Origin of the sequence: Streptacidiphilus cavernicola, assembly GCF_042510955.1 — a bacterium.
Taxonomy (GTDB): domain Bacteria; phylum Actinomycetota; class Actinomycetes; order Streptomycetales; family Streptomycetaceae; genus Streptacidiphilus; species Streptacidiphilus cavernicola.
In genome coordinates this window covers 1-13,804 of record NZ_JBHFAB010000013.1, presented here as the reverse complement: position 1 = coordinate 13,804, position 13,804 = coordinate 1, and the positions used below count along the sequence as shown (strand labels likewise).

Sequence of the window (13,804 nt, the reverse complement as noted above, 5' to 3'; positions counted from 1 at the left end):
GGATCACCGCAGACTGTCGGGCACGGTGCGGACGAGGACATCACGCGGCTGGGTGCCCTGGGCGGGACCGACAACGCCGTGCTGCTCCAGTTCATCGAGGAGCCGGTGGGCGTACCCGTAGCTGATGTGCAGGCGGCGCTGGAGCCGGTCGGGTGCAGCGAACTGCGAGGTGACGATGATGACGGCGGCTTCGCGCAGGAGGTCGTCGCTCATGCCGCGCTGCCGTAGTCGCTGGGGCGGCGCTGCCCGGGGATCGGGGCGCTGGGCTTGTCGGGGTCCTCACCGAACGCGGCCCAGGCGGCGTGGGTGTCGTACCGGTCGACGGGCCCGTACACCTCGGGGTGGAAGACGCGGTCGCGGCTGAGGAGTGCCCCGGGCGGGGTGTAGGGCGCGATGGGTGCGGGGGTGTCCGGGGTCTTGGGTGTGACGGTGACGGGGTAGTCATCGAGGTCGTGCGGGAGCGGCCGGGCGGTGAGGGCCTGCTTCGGCGGGGCCGGGCGGGGGCGGAGCGGGGCGGTGATCCGCAGGGGCTCCGTCGGGAGGTCGACGGGGCGGAGCGTCTCGCGGACCTCGTGGACGGGCTGGGTCTGTGCGGGTGCCTGGGTCATGGCCGAGCCTTCCCGTTAACTTGTGACCGGCTGTCGATCACAAGATAGACCCGCTCTGAATCCATGGTCAAGCGTTGGGGCATAGTTCTGGACAGAAAGAAGCCCCCGCCGCGGGCTGCGGAAGGGGCTTCGGTTGCTCTCGGCTACTCCGGGCGGCTCTTCGGCTTCGGTCCGCCGCCCACCCCGCGGCCGGGCATGTTGCTGCGCCAGAGCAGGATCGTCGACTTCTTCCAGACGGGGGACTGGCCGAACGTCTCATCCGGCGGCGGCATGTCACCTGGGCGAACGGCACCGTCGAGCCGGTTCTTCTTCGCGCGCTTGATGTGGTTGCGGACGGTCGACTCGGTCAGACCCGTCAGCGCCGCCACACCCTGGGTGTCCAGGTACGGATCTTCCACGTTTTCGCCTCCTTGCCACCACAGATGGCTGCAAGTTACCGGGTGGAGCGGTGGGCGATCTAGTACCAGGGCGCTCACGCGCATCGCGCCTCTCTTAACATATGACCAGCGGTAGGGCCATAGTAAGGGCGATGGGAGTGCGCGTCGAGAGACCCACCTGCATCCCGCTGCCTGAGTGACCGCACGCAGAAGCGCCCCGACCGCGATGGTCGGGGCGCTCTGTCGTGCGGTGGTCAACCGAGCTTGCTGCGCCCGGTCTTGCCCCGGGCGGCGGGTGCGTTGCCGGCGCGCCGTGGTCCGCGACTCCGGGGCTTGATCATGTTGTCGGCTAGGTTGACCCCGTGCTGCGCTGCGAGCGCGGGGGAGTTCAGCGGCTGGCAGGTGGCGCAGAAGATCTCCGACGCCGGGCCGCACGGGTACTGCATGTCCGCCGGCGGGAGGTAGTGGCGTCCGCAGTCCTGGCACACGAAGATCCCGCGGCTGATGTCGTCGGTCACGCGATCCTCCCGGAGCCGCCGCAGTTGGAGCAGGGGCTGTAGATCTGCCGGGCGACGGGCACCATGCCGCCCTTGCCGTCCGATTCGTAGGTGTACTCGATCTTGAACGTGCCACCACTGCCGCCGCACGCGTTGCAGGGCCGGTCTGCCATGGTCGCCCCCGAGGATTGAGGTCCGGACTCTACGGTAGCGGGACGGGTGCGCACGGTGGGCCGGTACGCAGAAGCGCCCCGTCTCCGCTGGAGGTGGGGTTGCTGTCTGCCAGGGCTCATTCCAGGTCCATGATCTCCTGGATGACGACCCACGCTTCGAGGGTCGGCCTGCCGATGCGTTCCTGGTGGCCGCAGGGTTCGTAGTGGATCTCCGCCACGCCGTCGGTGGTGTATTCGGTGACCCGGTCTGTCTCGGCCCGGCAGATCAAGCATGGTGGTGTGGTCTGGCCTGCGGCGGTGGAGGCGGTGAATGCGCTGACGTCGGCCATGTGAAGTCCATGCCCGCGGCCTGGGGTGTGAATGCCGCCCGTGCGGGTGGTTTGGCAGGCCTTTGCATGGAAGCGCCGCGGCCTCCCATGAAGAAGTCGCGGCGCTTCGACGCGCGCTGCGCCCTCGGCGGTTGGCTGCGCCGGGACGCCGGCTGCGGGCCTGCCCTGCCGTGGGGGGTGGGTAGGGGCGGCCTCCGCAGTGACGAGGACGCTACGCCCGAGGCGGGTGGGCCGCTAGGGGTGTGCAGCAGGAACGTTTGTGCGGACAAGGGAAGCGCCCGCGGCTCCTGAAGGAGGGCGGGCGCCTGGGCAGCCTCAGACTGAGGCGGTCTGGAAGTAGGTGAGGTTCATCGTCGGCTGCCCCCACTGGAGCCGGAAGCGGATGTTGGCATTCGCCTGCCTGTCGGTGTGCTCCCACAGCATCCCGATCGTGCTGCCTCCGCCGACATCATGGCGTTCAGGGCTGTAGTCCTGCGGCTCCGCCGACGGCTCCATCTGGGTGTACGCCAGGCGCTCGGTCTCGGGCCAGTAGATGGCGACCAGTACCGGTGGTGCGTACCTCTGGAGGCGCGCGAAGACGTCCTGGATGGTGTCGGACTCCAGCGCCATGACGATCGGCTGTTCGTCCTGGTAGCCGTGGTCGGCGAACATCGCCCGGGTCTCAGGGGTTCCGAGGGCCTTGGCCAGGGCGAATCCTGCCTTGATGCGCACGTCGCGATCACCGGCCATCTCGCCACCTCCGGAGGTTGTCTTCCCACTCTTCCTGCATCGTGCCGATGGCCTTGTAGAAGCCATCCTGGACGATTTCCCACCTGTTGTCGTCATCGGCAGGGATGGCTTTGATCTCAAGGCGACCGTCGAGATCTCTACCGTTTTGGGCGAACTGGTGCCGGTGGATCATGCCGTGGCAGCAGTCGATCCGCGCTACGTGGACCCACTCGCCAGCCTCCATCGTGAGCTGCATGATCGCGAAGTCGACAACCCACTTCCGGTACTCGACCTGCCGGACCTTGAGGATGTCGGTGTCGGTCAGGTCGATGGGGAAGTTCGTCTCGATGGCGGGCGGGATGGGCGGCGGCTTGTAGTCCTTGGGGATGGTGGCCATGTCGGCCAGGCGGTGTTCCTGTCGACGTCCTCGCGACTTCCCCATGCTTCCCCCCATCGGTCCGGCCGCTCACGGTAACGCCTGAGCGTCTCACCGCGGTCACGAATCCCACTGGATGGTCGCGGTTCGCCCGAATGTGAGCAAGGCCATGCACGAGATTGACGCCCGAGCGTTCGGTGTCGCCCGCAGCCCGTCGTGCCAGTCAACATTCGACGACCTCCCGTCGCGGTGACCCGGCCGCCGCGAGCTTCAGTCCTAGACACCCAGGCGAAGGCTTCGGGCTGGACGTTTCCGCTGTCGCCCCTGGCCGCTGCGGCCATCGGCTTTCGCTGGGCTCAGCCGGTGATGTCCGCGTCCGTCAGCAGCTCGGGCCCGTTGTTCCGCACGCTGTTCACTGCGGTGCTGACGGCCCTGGCGGTGAGCTGCCCGTGCGCCAGCTGCTCCAGCAGTGCTCGGAGGTCCGCGGGGTCGATGTGGTCGGGGTTGAGCCAGTCGTCCCAGTGCTCGGGTGCCACGGTCAGTGGCATGCGGGGGTGGACGCGGCCCGCGGCGTCGGTGGCCTCGGTCGTGATGATGGTGCAGCTCAGGGCCCAGGCGTCGGGGTCGTCCTTGCGGGCGGGGCCGGTGTCCGCGGATCAGCCGTTCAGGAACTTCGGGTACCAGATGTCGGGGTACCAGATGAGCGGGTCCATGAGTCCTCCTCCAGTCGTCCGGCGGCATGGTGCTGCCGGTGGCTGATTGAGAGCGGCACGGGACCCCGGGTGTGACATCGGCCGTTCACGACGGTGGGCGTGTTCGGCTTCTTCGCGAGCATCCGCCTTCGTGCTCGTCGCCGCGCGGGTCCCGGAGGTCGTCAGGCCCGAACGCGCCGCACTCCCGGCAGCACAGCAGGTAGTGGACGAAGCCGCCGCCCTGGACAGGCTGGTAGTCGTGGCCGTCCCTGATCTCGAACCCGCAGCGGATGCAGATCTTCGTCATCGCGCTCGCCGGCTCAGTCGCCGAAGGGGCGGCTGGTCTCGGCCGCGCCCCGTTGCTGGTAGTCCTCCGACGGGGGCGGCGTGACCGCGTCTTCGTCTTCGAGGATCGCCGCAGTGTTCGTGCTGCCCGCGAGGAGTGCCATGGACTTCATCATCCGCACGTAGACCCGGCGCTGGCCTGGCGGGACGCCGAGGATCTCTGCGGCGCGCTCGATCTCGTAGGACGTCGAGCGGGGCGTGACGTCGTCGAAGTCGTCGGGCTGGGCTGAGCCGGCACGAATCATGACCTCGGGGAGCTTGACTCCCAGGGCCTTGGCGAGCCCGCGCTGTCCTTCGATGGCGGGCAACGCCTGCCCGCGCAGGAAGCGGCTCATCTGGCCGGTGTCAACACCAGCGGCTTCGGCGAGGCGGGAGATCATGCCGCGCTTGGTGGTGTCGAAGCCCATGAACGCGGCGCGTTGTCGCAGCCAGCGGGCGAAGTCCTCGTGTTCGCCGCTCATCCCTGCCCTTTCGTGTGCGCGCCCATGGTCACGGGCAGATCGTAGCGCCTGGGCTACCCGCTGTCATGGACGCGGGGTCTGATTTGCGCAGGTGGTGGCCGGTTTCGGGCTCTTGGGCGGAGACATGGTGCAAGTACGACCTCTGTGATGGAACAGAACGTGCGGTACTATTGCTGTGCGAGCCCAAGAACCTTGAGGGTCTCGTTTCGCCTGTCCGCATCCTCCCCGGAAGGTCAAAAGTGGCCGCCACATACACCCTCAACCTCGACATCCTGCGGGCTGCAGCAACGCTCGTCGGCGACGTCCGAAGCGACGGACGACTGCACCTGTCGCGGATTTCCCGACGCTCCGGCGTCGACACCGGAGTCCTCTCGCGGATCACCCGCCGCGAGAACAACCCCAGCCTGCACACCCTCGGCCAACTCGCCGACGCCTACAAGCTCACCGTCGACAAGCTCATCAGCTCCGGCTGACCTCCGCAGAACCTGCCCAGTCGAGCTGATCAACGGAGACCAGTCAGTGAGCCTTGAAGCGATGGATTGGGTGTGGAATCACTCCCGCTCCAAGGGTGTCGGCCGCATGGTGATGCTGGCCCTCGCCGACAAAGCGCTGCCCTCGGCTACCGAGTGCAAGGCCTACGGATCGCTGACCTTCCTTCAGGGGCGGGCCAACTGCACCCGTGAAGCCGTCACTGCTGCACTTCCGGTACTCCATCAGCTCGGTGAGCTGGAGGTGGTCGAAGGCGAGAAGGGCCCCTATGGAGCAAGCGTGTACCGGCTGCCGAAGGCCATCGGACACGTTCGGGCCACCTACGAGCGGCGCACCAATCGGTCGGCTCACCCGACCGATACGGATTCTGCAATCGGTCGGCTCGCCCGACCAGGGGTAGTCGGCTCACCCGACCAATCTGATGGCGAATCGGTCGGCCCACCCGACCCCAACACCACCACCTCACCAAAGACCACCACCTCCGCACCTGCCGCACCGTCTGCCTCATCTGACATCGAGGGAGGCGGAGGAGGACAGCAACAGGAAGCCGAACGCTTCCTCCAGTCGCTGCCCGGACCCTGGGCGGCAGGACGGGCAACCGCCAGCAAGCTCGCCCCGCTGCTCCTGGAACGGATCGCGCAGCAGGGCTGGGACCTGAACGACGCCCTCGCGGCCGAGCTGACGAAGAACCCCGGCGGGATCAGCAGCTTCCGCGCCGTACTTCCCGGGCGGATCGACGACCTCGCCAAGAAGCCCACCACCCGCACCCGGGACTCGCCAACCGCCCGGCCCATGCCCCCGTGGTGCCAGGACGAGGACTGCGACGAGGAGACCCGCTACCGCTTCACCACCGTCATGGACCTCCCCGCATCCGGCCCCTGCTACTGCCACCCCGACCACTACCAGAACGGCGCAGCATGAACGACTACGACGAACCACCCGACTCCGCCGACGAACCCCTCGCCGACCTCCTCGCCGAGCAGACCGTCATCGGCGCGATGCTCCTGTCCAGCCGCGTCGTCGACCAGGTCGCCCCCGTCCTCGGCGAAGGCGAAGCATTCCACCGCCGCGCCCACGAATTGATCTACCAGGCGATCCTGCGCCTCCATGACGCCCCCGGAACCACCGCCAACGCCATCACCGTCGAACGGGCCCTGCGCCGCACTGGCGACCTCGTGCGCTGCGGCGGCCCGTCCTACCTCCATACCTGCGTCAGCGCTGTGCCCACCGCCTCCGTCGGCATCGACTGCGCCGACACCGTCGCCGACCTGTACAACCTCCGCAAGCTCCAGCAGCTCGGCCAGCAGCTCGCCGCCAGGGCCCGCATGCGCGACACCCCCGCCGACGAGATCGCGTCCCTCGCGCTGTCCGAGCTCCAGGGCCTGTTCGCGGACACCGCCGGCGGCAAGCAGGAACTGCTGTCGGTGGCGGACCGCTGGCCCGGGTACGTCGACGAGCTGGAGAAGCACGACGACCCGCGGGCCCTGGACTCCCCGTGGCCCGACCTCAACGCCGTGGTGCAGTTCCGCCCCAAGGAGCTGACCGTGGTCGGCGCGGCGACGTCCGGCGGGAAGTCCCTGCTGGCTCTGAACCTCGCTGCGCACGTGGCGTTCCGGCGACAGCAGCCGGTGCTGGTGGCGTCGATCGAGATGGGCGGCTCGGAGCTGCTGTCCAGGCTGACCTCGTCCGAGGCGAACCTGGAACTCGACTACCTGATGCGCCGCAACCTGGACGAACCCCGCTGGGGCAAGATCGCCCGGGTCAACGACCGCATGATGTCCCCGGCCGCCGCGGACTTCATCCTCGACGACTCCCCGTCCATGACCATCGCGAAGATCCGCTCACGGGTGAGATGGATGGCCTCCCAGGACCGCAAGCCCGCCATCGTCATCGTCGACTACCTGCAGATCGTCACCCCAGACAGCGCCCACGCCGGCCGCGGGCGCACCCAGGAAGTCGCGTCGATCAGCCTGGGCCTGAAAGGCATCGCGGACGAGTTCGAGGTCCCGGTCGTCGCCTTGGCCCAGTTCAACCGCTCCACGGTCGGTCGGCGCCCGCTGGTGTCGGACTTCAAGGACTCCTCGCAGATCGAGCAGGACGCGTCCACGGTCCTGCTGCTGCACCGGGAGCTTGACGACGAGGGCAACGACACCGGGCCCAATGCCGGGAAGGTGCTGCTGGTCGTCGCGAAGAACCGCAACGGCCGGCGCGGGGTGGAGATCTGGCTGAACTTCCAGGGCAAGTTCGCGGCCCTGCGGAACCTGACTGCGGCCACCCCGCCGCCGCGAGCTGAGCTTGAATTCCCGCCCTGAGCTGGACTTTTGATCAGGGCGGCAGGTACCGCCTCGGTACTGACCAGCTTGCCGCGGCTCGCAGCGGTACCGTCTTGCCTGATTGATAGGCAAAGCAAATCAATCCACGCACTTCTGATCGAAGGAGAACCCATGAACGGTCACGAGCACTACGCCGAAGCCGAACGCCTGCTGGCGATCGCCGAGCGAGGCAGCACAGGCATGACCGATCTCACGACCGATGAGATCAGCCGCATGACGGCCGGCGCCCAGGTCCACGCGATCCTCGCGCTGGCCGCAGCGACCGCGCTGCCCACGCAGCGGATGCTCATCACCGATTCGCTTCAGGGCTGGTTCAAGGCCGTCGAGGGCGTCGAGCCGGAAGTCGACGACTGACCTCGTAACCCCGCCCTCCGTTGCCTGGTCGTTGGCCGGGCGGCACCCACCCGAAGGAGAAGCACATGAGCAGCACCGTGAACTACGAGACCGAGATCCTGTCCGAGGACGACGACAACGGCACCATGCCCAACAACGTCGCCACGCTCGCCGAAGCCGTCGTCGGCCACCGGATCGTCAGCGTCGAGAGGGGCGTCCCGATCCCGGGCGCCGACAGCTGGCGTGGCACGTCCGGCACCGCCCTGACGCTGGACAGCGGTAAGCGGGTGTTCCTGGCCGACAGCAGCGACTGCTGTGCCTACACCGAGCTGGAGGCTTTCCTGCTGCACGCCGACCGCATCGACCACGTCGTCACGGGCGTGGGTACGACCGGCGGGTTCACGCACTGGCATGTCTTCGCCGACATGGGCGACGTGCTGGAGCTGACCGTGGGCTGGTCGTGCGGGAACCCGTTCTACTACGGGTACGGGTTCGACATCACCGTGATCGAGGTCGCCCGGTGAGCCGCTACGACGACATGCCCGAGGCTGCCCGCCAGCTACTGGCCGACTTCGACGAGATCGACCTCGCGGAGATGCTCGCCGCGGCGAACGAGGCCAACGCGGTGCTGCGGGAGCGGGTTGCGGAGCTGGAGGTGGCCCTCGTTGACATCCAGGGTGCGCCGCATCACGGGTGCTGCCCCGACCACAACTGGCGCGGGCCCGGCAGGGACACCTCTGCCGAGGCGTGCAAGGACATCCGGCAGCACGAAGCCGAGACGCACGGCAAGGAGATCAGCCATGGCTGAGCATCTGCTGTCGCCCGCCATCGTCTACGTCGCCGTCTGGAATCACCGCCCGATCGGGGTCAGTGGGCACCTCGGCGACGTCAAGGCCGCAGCCCTGGCGCGTGAGTTCCGGTACGACACCGAGCCGCCTGAGCGCCACTGGGAGCACCGCCCTGGCGATGACTCGTGGCAGCTCAAGGTCATCAGCCCGACGACCGGCCGGAGCGTCATGCGTTCCGTCTTCATCTACCCCACGGCGATCGTGGACGCCCCCGACGCCCAGCCCATCACCCCGTCCGCCTGAGCTGGCTTCTGCCAGCCGGGCACCACCACGAAGGAGGCCCACCGTGGCCGAGAAGCCCGCACTGCCCACTGGGATGTTCGACGACTGGCCCCGGATCGAGATCGACCAGTCCGGCCGCAGCCCGTTCGACGAGATCCTGCGCCACGGCGGATTCGCCGCCGACGACTGGACGTTCAGCGACGACGGCCCGTACAAGCACCCTGAGATGACCAAGGCCGCTGCTACCCGGTGCCAGATCCGGGAGGCGCTGCTGCACCTGCTGGAGCTGGGGCTGATCGACATCGACGTGGAGCGGCTCAACGGGGCCCCGGGGATTCCCATGTCGCGGGAGCTTCACCGGAGGGGCCTGGGCCCGTCCTGACCTACCGCCAGATCCGGGTCACGACCGCGTCGACCCATTCCCGGTCGCGATCACCAGGCACTATGCGGCCCGCGGCACGGTATTCGGCTGCGAGGGCGGCGAACACGGGCTCGTCCGCGGTGGCGGGGCGGGTGCTGCGGCGGTTGCGTTGGGCCGGGACACGGGCCGCCTGGGGTGGTGCTTCGATCACGCCTTGCACAACCGGTGAGCTGCGGAAATGGTCACCTGGGTTCGCTCAAACGGGTTCTAATCATGAGTCAGATCTGGGACACTGGAACTACCGTAAACCATCACCTTCTACGCGAAAGGTCACCCTCATGACCGTGCTCGACGACGAAGACCTCACCGCCTGCCCGTCCGGTGGCTGTTACGAGCTGGAGGAGTGCGGCTGCTACGGCGAGGATGACGACTGCACGCATTGCGGCGGGGCGGGTGAGCGTGTTCCGGACCACTGCTGCGACTGCGGCGGCAACGAGTACCAGTGCACCTGCTGCGGCAAATGCGGGAGCCAGAACGTCGGCACCTGCGGATGCAAGCTCACCGTGCGGACCGCCGACGGCGGCACCAGGGAGGTCTGACATGAGCCTCACGACCGCGCTCTACTGCGATCGCTGCAAGGACTCCACCTTCGTCGCTGACCCCAGCCTCTTTCGGGGTGACCTCCCGATCTACCAGGAGACGGAGATCGTTCTACGCGAGGCCATCAATGCCGGATGGTTGGCGCGGGACTCCACCTACCCCGGCATCACCTGGGGCGAGGCGGTATGTCCGTCCTGCCGGGCTGCCGGGCTCGGACTGCAGTGGAAGAAGCCCGAGGAGGTCTGACCATGCCGACCCGTGACGAACTGCTCGACCGCCTGCTCCTGCTCGACAGCCTGGAGGTCGCCCTCGACGGCGGCTGCGGGATCTGCGGCACCGAGTGGGTGCACCTGTGTGCCGGGTGCGGGCGGTGCCGCTGCTACGACCACGACACCTGTCAGCGCCCCGAGGAGGCATCGTGACCGTGCCCGACTTCGCTCGCCCGTTCAACCTGACTACCCCCGCTGGCGAGCTGTACCCCTGCGCCGAGTTCCCGACCACGGGCCTAGTCGTCGTCGCCAGCCCCGAGCAAGGGCTCATGAGTGCCCACGCCTCGGTCGAGGTGCTGCTGGGCTACTCCGACATGCAAGGCGCGACCATGCAGAGACCAGAGGAGGCGTGATGGTCAACCCCAGTCCCATCGTCGACACGCACACCGTCACCTGCCCATTCCCCGAGTGCACCTGGCGTGAGGTCGTTGAGATCCGCGCCGAGTACCCGCCGTCCTTGGTGCAGATGTTCATTGACCTCGCCGCCCAGCACCGCGAGCACCACCTTGGCGAGCATTCCGGCCTGGACTGGGCTGCTGCCTACGCTGCTGCCCAGCAGCCGCGGCGTGGCGACGCGGTCGATGGGTGGCTGAAGTCCGAGCGGGACGAGTACGTGCCCGACGGCCCGACGTGGGTGGCGCTCGATAACCTCCTCGATGCCTACCGCCTGCACGCCGATACCGGGACGCCGCTCGGCGAGCACGTCTGCGAGCAGCACTGTGACTGCCACGAGGCTGCCGTACCGCTCGGGCGGGACGTCAGCGACGGAGGCCAGTGGTGAGGCCGGGCCAGTGCGGCACCGACCCGCGTGCCCAACTCCTGCCTGGTGACCAGGTCGAGGTCGACCGGTTCGAGGCGTACCTGAAGGAGCGGACCGTGAAGCCCAAGGTCGTGTGTATCTGCGGGAGCATGAGGTTCGCGGCGTTGATGCAGGAACACGCGGCGGCGGAGTCGCTGTCCGGCCGGATCGTGGTGATGCCGCACGTGAGCATGGCGATCTGGGGCGCTCGGCTGGCGAACCCGGACGAGTCGATGCGCGAGCTGGGTCAGCTGCACCGGGCGAAGATCCGCATGGCCAGTGAGATGCTGGTCGTCGGCGACTACGTGGGCGACAGCACCCGCGCGGAGATCACCTACGCCCGGTGGCTCGGCCTGCCCGTCCGGTTCACCCACCCCGACGTCGACCCCGGGACGGAGGCGGACCGGTGACCGAGACCGAAGTCCTGGGCCTGCGGGCATGGCTGGCCACTATCGACCTCAACTTGCTCGACCCGGTTCCGCCCTGCGACCGTGCAGGGCAGATCACCGAGCGGATCCAGCAGCCACTCACCTGCCTCCGGTGCGGGCATCCGGGGCACTCCGCCTACGTGCTGGAGAGCCTGTTCGGCCTCGCGATCGACCCACGCTGGATGGAACTGTGCGCCCCGTGCGACTCCTGGCTCCGCCGTGGCCTGGACGCTGCGGCAAGATAGGAGATCGCCCTGTGACCGACATCGACACCCTTGCGGCCAGGATTCGGGCTGAGCTCGACGCCGAGGAAGCCGTTGCGCAAGCAGCCACCTGGGCCGACGAGGCTGCGCGGTGGCACGTCTGGCGCGGCAAGGAAAGCTACGAGCGCCCGTTCGTCATCATTGACTCACTCGACGACGGGGTGACCGCCGTGTCTGCGGAATCCTCAGACACGGAGAGCGTGGCTGAGCACATCGCCCGCCAGGACCCGGCGACCGTGCTGGCCCGAGTCGCCCGTGACCGCCGACTGCTGGACCTGCTGCTCGCCGAGGAACATGGCTTCGGCTGGACCGAGCAGTGCTATGGCGAACCCTGCCTCTGCGGCCGGGACGAGCGGGTGGCCGCGTACCTCGCGGTGCTCGCCGAGGGATACGAGGAGCGGCCGTGAGCCGCCTCACCTACTGGTGGCATCGCAATCGCCTCGTCGCCCGCTGGCATGTCCGCTGGGGTCGCGGCTACTACCTCAGCCACGGGCCCGGCGGCGCGCAGTACCTCAGCCAGGCCGAAGCCGCAGCGCTCGGCCGGGCCATCCGGTCCGGCAGAGTGCCGCGGCGGACCGTAGGACGTCGAGAGGAGGGACCGCAGTGACCGAAGCGACTGAGCCCGCGGACTTCCTCATCGTCCCGCTCGCCAATGGCGGCACCTGGACGCGCCTGGACCGGCTCTCGGACGGCCGGGTGATGTGCTGCCTGTGCTTCGAGTACTGCACCCGCGAGGAGCTGAACCCGGCGCCGGACGGCGACGTCGAGGACGTGTGCAAGCCATGCGCGGCGTTGGAGAAGGAAGTTGAGCGGAGGATGCGCGGGTGAACTGCGGTGTCGAGAACGAGAACGGCTACCCGGTCGCCTGCCAGGACGGCGACCCTCTGCACCGCGGCCCGCACCACGCCGCTGGCGGCGGCCCGGGGATCGTCGGCATGGCATGGTGTACCCCGCCGGTTCCGTGCCGTGGGGGCTCGTGTGCTGGCCCGTGCCACGCCCTGGACCCGCTGCTCTCGCGCAAAGTGGCCCACGGCAGCCACCTGGTTGACGCGCAGAGGGTGGGCCAATCTGCCACCATGGCCCCATGAACACTGCCGCCGCCCGTGAGGCTGCCTCCGCTCCTGTCCGTTCCGTGCCGCGGCGTACTCCGCTGCGGGATCTGTCTGAGCGGCCGGCGGGTGCGCGGCTGGCCCGGATCCTGCCCACTGCAGGCACGGGCCGGGTCGAGGTGGCGGCGTTCAGTTCGTCAATCTGACATCACTCGGTCGATCGCGGCCCGCGCCTGCTCCTCGGGGAGTTCCCGTGTTCGGACTTGGACTGCGGGCGTGCCCCACCGGTAGGTGCGGGAGAAATTGCCATAGGTCCCCGGCTGCTGCGCGGGGAGGCGGATGCCGACCTGGTAGGCGGTGCCGGTGCGGTAGCGGTGTCGGGCGCGGACCGTTGCTTCGTGCCAGTCGCCGTAGACGTAGACCCACAGCAGCGGCTCGCGGCCGTGCGGGTAGAGCCGGATGTCGTACCGCGGCTGGCCCGGCCGCCAGGGCGGCATCTCTACGGCTTCTTCGGTGGGGGTGTAGTCCGGCGGCATGGTTCGAATATACTTTCGATCGGCTTCGTGTACCACTCCTGCCCTGCGTTGCATGGGCATGCATCAGGCACTGTCAGACCCCCGCCGTAGCGTCGGTGATGCGCACCCCGGCCGACAGGCAGTCGACCCCGGAACCCGCGCACACGAGGGCGGCCCACCCGATGCACGGGGTGGGCCGCCTTCGACCGGTCAGCTCTTGTCGGCCCTGATGTCGCAGCAGCCGGGCAGCCCTTTGCACTCGGCGACGGTTTCACAGACCCCGCCGCAATCCTCGTGATCGCAGGGCCCGTAGATCCAGCCGCCGATGCACTGATACAGGTCGGGATGCCCGTGACCGCATGGGCAGTGCTCGCTGGTCGTATTGAGGGTCTCCGGGTCGTCAGGCACGCTGCTGCTCCTTCGCCGCGGACCGGTAGACGCGGACTGGGATCCCGGCCGCCTCGGCGCGCCTGATGCAGTCCTTCGTCCCGCGCGCGTTGTGGAGCGGGAACGCGAGGCAGAGGACCGCGCCGGCGTCGACCATCTGCTGGTTGCGGATCGGGCCGGCTGCCCGGCCGAGCCCGGCCCAGTCCGCAGGGTGCCGTTTGTCAGCGACGGCGCTTTTCCCCTACTTCGGGCGGTTGCTGTCGGCGTAATTCCCCACCCTGACGGCGGTCGGTTCCCCAGGGGGATCCCGGTCGTCGGCAGGGGCCGGTCTACTCCCGGTTC

Annotated in this window: 29 protein-coding genes and 1 pseudogene; 17 read left to right on the top strand and 13 right to left on the bottom strand. The window is 68.5% G+C overall.

The window, feature by feature from the left end; translation table 11 throughout:
* Positions 1-3: 3 nt before the first annotated feature.
* From ACEZDE_RS18295 to ACEZDE_RS18245, 11 genes and pseudogenes are all read right to left on the bottom strand, one after another.
* Complete coding sequence (locus ACEZDE_RS18295; RefSeq protein WP_380537365.1) at positions 4-213, bottom strand: DNA translocase FtsK; 210 nt, start codon at positions 211-213, stop codon at positions 4-6.
* Entirely contained in the window at positions 210-608 is a 399-nt protein-coding gene (locus ACEZDE_RS18290) for a hypothetical protein (RefSeq protein ID WP_380537364.1), read from the bottom strand. The genes ACEZDE_RS18295 and ACEZDE_RS18290 overlap by 4 nt, the downstream gene beginning before the upstream one ends.
* A gap of 143 nt (positions 609-751) precedes the next feature.
* A complete protein-coding gene (locus ACEZDE_RS18285) occupies positions 752-1,006 on the bottom strand; it encodes a helix-turn-helix transcriptional regulator (RefSeq protein WP_380537363.1) in 255 nt (84 codons plus the stop codon).
* A gap of 233 nt (positions 1,007-1,239) precedes the next feature.
* Positions 1,240-1,503: a hypothetical protein gene (locus tag ACEZDE_RS18280; RefSeq protein WP_380537362.1), complete on the bottom strand. Its 264-nt coding sequence runs from the start codon at positions 1,501-1,503 to the stop codon at positions 1,240-1,242.
* Positions 1,500-1,655: a hypothetical protein gene (locus tag ACEZDE_RS18275; protein WP_380537361.1), complete on the bottom strand. Its 156-nt coding sequence runs from the start codon at positions 1,653-1,655 to the stop codon at positions 1,500-1,502. The genes ACEZDE_RS18280 and ACEZDE_RS18275 overlap by 4 nt, the downstream gene beginning before the upstream one ends.
* 116 nt (positions 1,656-1,771) lie before the next feature.
* Positions 1,772-1,984, bottom strand: a complete 213-nt coding sequence (locus ACEZDE_RS18270; RefSeq protein WP_380537360.1) for a hypothetical protein — start codon at positions 1,982-1,984, stop codon at positions 1,772-1,774.
* Between the two features lie 315 nt (positions 1,985-2,299).
* The gene (locus tag ACEZDE_RS18265; RefSeq protein ID WP_380537359.1) at positions 2,300-2,713 is read right to left on the bottom strand and encodes a hypothetical protein; all 414 of its coding nucleotides are present in this window, start codon (positions 2,711-2,713) and stop codon (positions 2,300-2,302) included.
* Complete coding sequence (locus ACEZDE_RS18260) at positions 2,703-3,089, bottom strand: DUF7718 family protein (RefSeq protein WP_380537358.1); 387 nt, start codon at positions 3,087-3,089, stop codon at positions 2,703-2,705. Before ACEZDE_RS18260 ends, ACEZDE_RS18265 begins: the two co-directional genes overlap by 11 nt.
* 335 nt (positions 3,090-3,424) lie before the next feature.
* Positions 3,425-3,706 (bottom strand): annotated as a pseudogene (locus tag ACEZDE_RS18255) (SOS response-associated peptidase family protein); the annotation flags it as partial.
* Between the two features lie 160 nt (positions 3,707-3,866).
* Positions 3,867-4,067: a hypothetical protein gene (locus ACEZDE_RS18250; RefSeq protein WP_380537357.1), complete on the bottom strand. Its 201-nt coding sequence runs from the start codon at positions 4,065-4,067 to the stop codon at positions 3,867-3,869.
* Positions 4,068-4,080: 13 nt separating this feature from the next.
* A complete protein-coding gene (locus tag ACEZDE_RS18245) occupies positions 4,081-4,566 on the bottom strand; it encodes a hypothetical protein (protein WP_380537356.1) in 486 nt (161 codons plus the stop codon).
* A gap of 239 nt (positions 4,567-4,805) precedes the next feature.
* Here ACEZDE_RS18245 and ACEZDE_RS18240 point away from each other — a divergent pair, with 239 nt between their 5' ends.
* From ACEZDE_RS18240 to ACEZDE_RS18160, 17 genes are all read left to right on the top strand, one after another.
* Positions 4,806-5,039 carry a helix-turn-helix domain-containing protein gene (locus tag ACEZDE_RS18240; protein ID WP_380537355.1) on the top strand — a complete coding sequence of 78 codons (234 nt, stop codon included), beginning with the start codon at positions 4,806-4,808 and terminating at the stop codon, positions 5,037-5,039.
* Between the two features lie 46 nt (positions 5,040-5,085).
* On the top strand, positions 5,086-5,976 hold the full coding sequence (locus ACEZDE_RS18235) for a hypothetical protein (protein ID WP_380537354.1): 891 nt from the start codon (positions 5,086-5,088) through the stop codon (positions 5,974-5,976).
* Complete coding sequence (locus tag ACEZDE_RS18230) at positions 5,973-7,367, top strand: replicative DNA helicase (RefSeq protein ID WP_380537353.1); 1,395 nt, start codon at positions 5,973-5,975, stop codon at positions 7,365-7,367. Before ACEZDE_RS18235 ends, ACEZDE_RS18230 begins: the two co-directional genes overlap by 4 nt.
* Before the next feature lie 132 nt (positions 7,368-7,499).
* Positions 7,500-7,742 (top strand): hypothetical protein, encoded by a 243-nt coding sequence (locus ACEZDE_RS18225; protein ID WP_380537352.1) that lies wholly within the window; start codon positions 7,500-7,502, stop codon positions 7,740-7,742.
* Between the two features lie 65 nt (positions 7,743-7,807).
* Positions 7,808-8,245: a DUF7448 domain-containing protein gene (locus ACEZDE_RS18220; RefSeq protein WP_380537351.1), complete on the top strand. Its 438-nt coding sequence runs from the start codon at positions 7,808-7,810 to the stop codon at positions 8,243-8,245.
* Positions 8,242-8,529, top strand: coding sequence for a hypothetical protein (locus ACEZDE_RS18215; protein ID WP_380537350.1), 288 nt, complete (start codon positions 8,242-8,244; stop codon positions 8,527-8,529). Before ACEZDE_RS18220 ends, ACEZDE_RS18215 begins: the two co-directional genes overlap by 4 nt.
* Positions 8,522-8,812, top strand: a complete 291-nt coding sequence (locus ACEZDE_RS18210) for a hypothetical protein (protein WP_380537349.1) — start codon at positions 8,522-8,524, stop codon at positions 8,810-8,812. Before ACEZDE_RS18215 ends, ACEZDE_RS18210 begins: the two co-directional genes overlap by 8 nt.
* Positions 8,813-8,855: 43 nt before the next feature.
* Entirely contained in the window at positions 8,856-9,173 is a 318-nt protein-coding gene (locus ACEZDE_RS18205) for a hypothetical protein (protein ID WP_380537348.1), read from the top strand.
* A 317-nt stretch (positions 9,174-9,490) separates the two neighbouring features.
* Positions 9,491-9,751, top strand: a complete 261-nt coding sequence (locus ACEZDE_RS18200) for a hypothetical protein (RefSeq protein ID WP_380537347.1) — start codon at positions 9,491-9,493, stop codon at positions 9,749-9,751.
* A 1-nt stretch (position 9,752) separates the two neighbouring features.
* Complete coding sequence (locus ACEZDE_RS18195; protein ID WP_380537346.1) at positions 9,753-9,998, top strand: hypothetical protein; 246 nt, start codon at positions 9,753-9,755, stop codon at positions 9,996-9,998.
* A 2-nt stretch (positions 9,999-10,000) separates the two neighbouring features.
* Positions 10,001-10,174: a hypothetical protein gene (locus tag ACEZDE_RS18190; protein ID WP_380537345.1), complete on the top strand. Its 174-nt coding sequence runs from the start codon at positions 10,001-10,003 to the stop codon at positions 10,172-10,174.
* The gene (locus ACEZDE_RS18185; RefSeq protein WP_380537344.1) at positions 10,171-10,374 is read left to right on the top strand and encodes a hypothetical protein; all 204 of its coding nucleotides are present in this window, start codon (positions 10,171-10,173) and stop codon (positions 10,372-10,374) included. The genes ACEZDE_RS18190 and ACEZDE_RS18185 overlap by 4 nt, the downstream gene beginning before the upstream one ends.
* Positions 10,374-10,802 (top strand): hypothetical protein, encoded by a 429-nt coding sequence (locus ACEZDE_RS18180; protein WP_380537343.1) that lies wholly within the window; start codon positions 10,374-10,376, stop codon positions 10,800-10,802. The genes ACEZDE_RS18185 and ACEZDE_RS18180 overlap by 1 nt, the downstream gene beginning before the upstream one ends.
* A complete protein-coding gene (locus ACEZDE_RS18175; protein WP_380537342.1) occupies positions 10,799-11,230 on the top strand; it encodes a hypothetical protein in 432 nt (143 codons plus the stop codon). The genes ACEZDE_RS18180 and ACEZDE_RS18175 overlap by 4 nt, the downstream gene beginning before the upstream one ends.
* Positions 11,227-11,493: a hypothetical protein gene (locus ACEZDE_RS18170; RefSeq protein WP_380537341.1), complete on the top strand. Its 267-nt coding sequence runs from the start codon at positions 11,227-11,229 to the stop codon at positions 11,491-11,493. The genes ACEZDE_RS18175 and ACEZDE_RS18170 overlap by 4 nt, the downstream gene beginning before the upstream one ends.
* Before the next feature lie 11 nt (positions 11,494-11,504).
* Positions 11,505-11,918, top strand: a complete 414-nt coding sequence (locus ACEZDE_RS18165; protein ID WP_380537340.1) for a DUF6221 family protein — start codon at positions 11,505-11,507, stop codon at positions 11,916-11,918.
* 196 nt (positions 11,919-12,114) lie between these two features.
* On the top strand, positions 12,115-12,339 hold the full coding sequence (locus tag ACEZDE_RS18160) for a hypothetical protein (RefSeq protein ID WP_380537339.1): 225 nt from the start codon (positions 12,115-12,117) through the stop codon (positions 12,337-12,339).
* Positions 12,340-12,757: 418 nt separating this feature from the next.
* Here ACEZDE_RS18160 and ACEZDE_RS18155 read toward each other — a convergent pair whose 3' ends face one another.
* Complete coding sequence (locus ACEZDE_RS18155; protein ID WP_380537338.1) at positions 12,758-13,096, bottom strand: hypothetical protein; 339 nt, start codon at positions 13,094-13,096, stop codon at positions 12,758-12,760.
* A 189-nt stretch (positions 13,097-13,285) separates the two neighbouring features.
* Positions 13,286-13,483, bottom strand: coding sequence for a hypothetical protein (locus tag ACEZDE_RS18150; protein ID WP_380537337.1), 198 nt, complete (start codon positions 13,481-13,483; stop codon positions 13,286-13,288).
* Positions 13,484-13,804 lie beyond the last annotated feature (321 nt).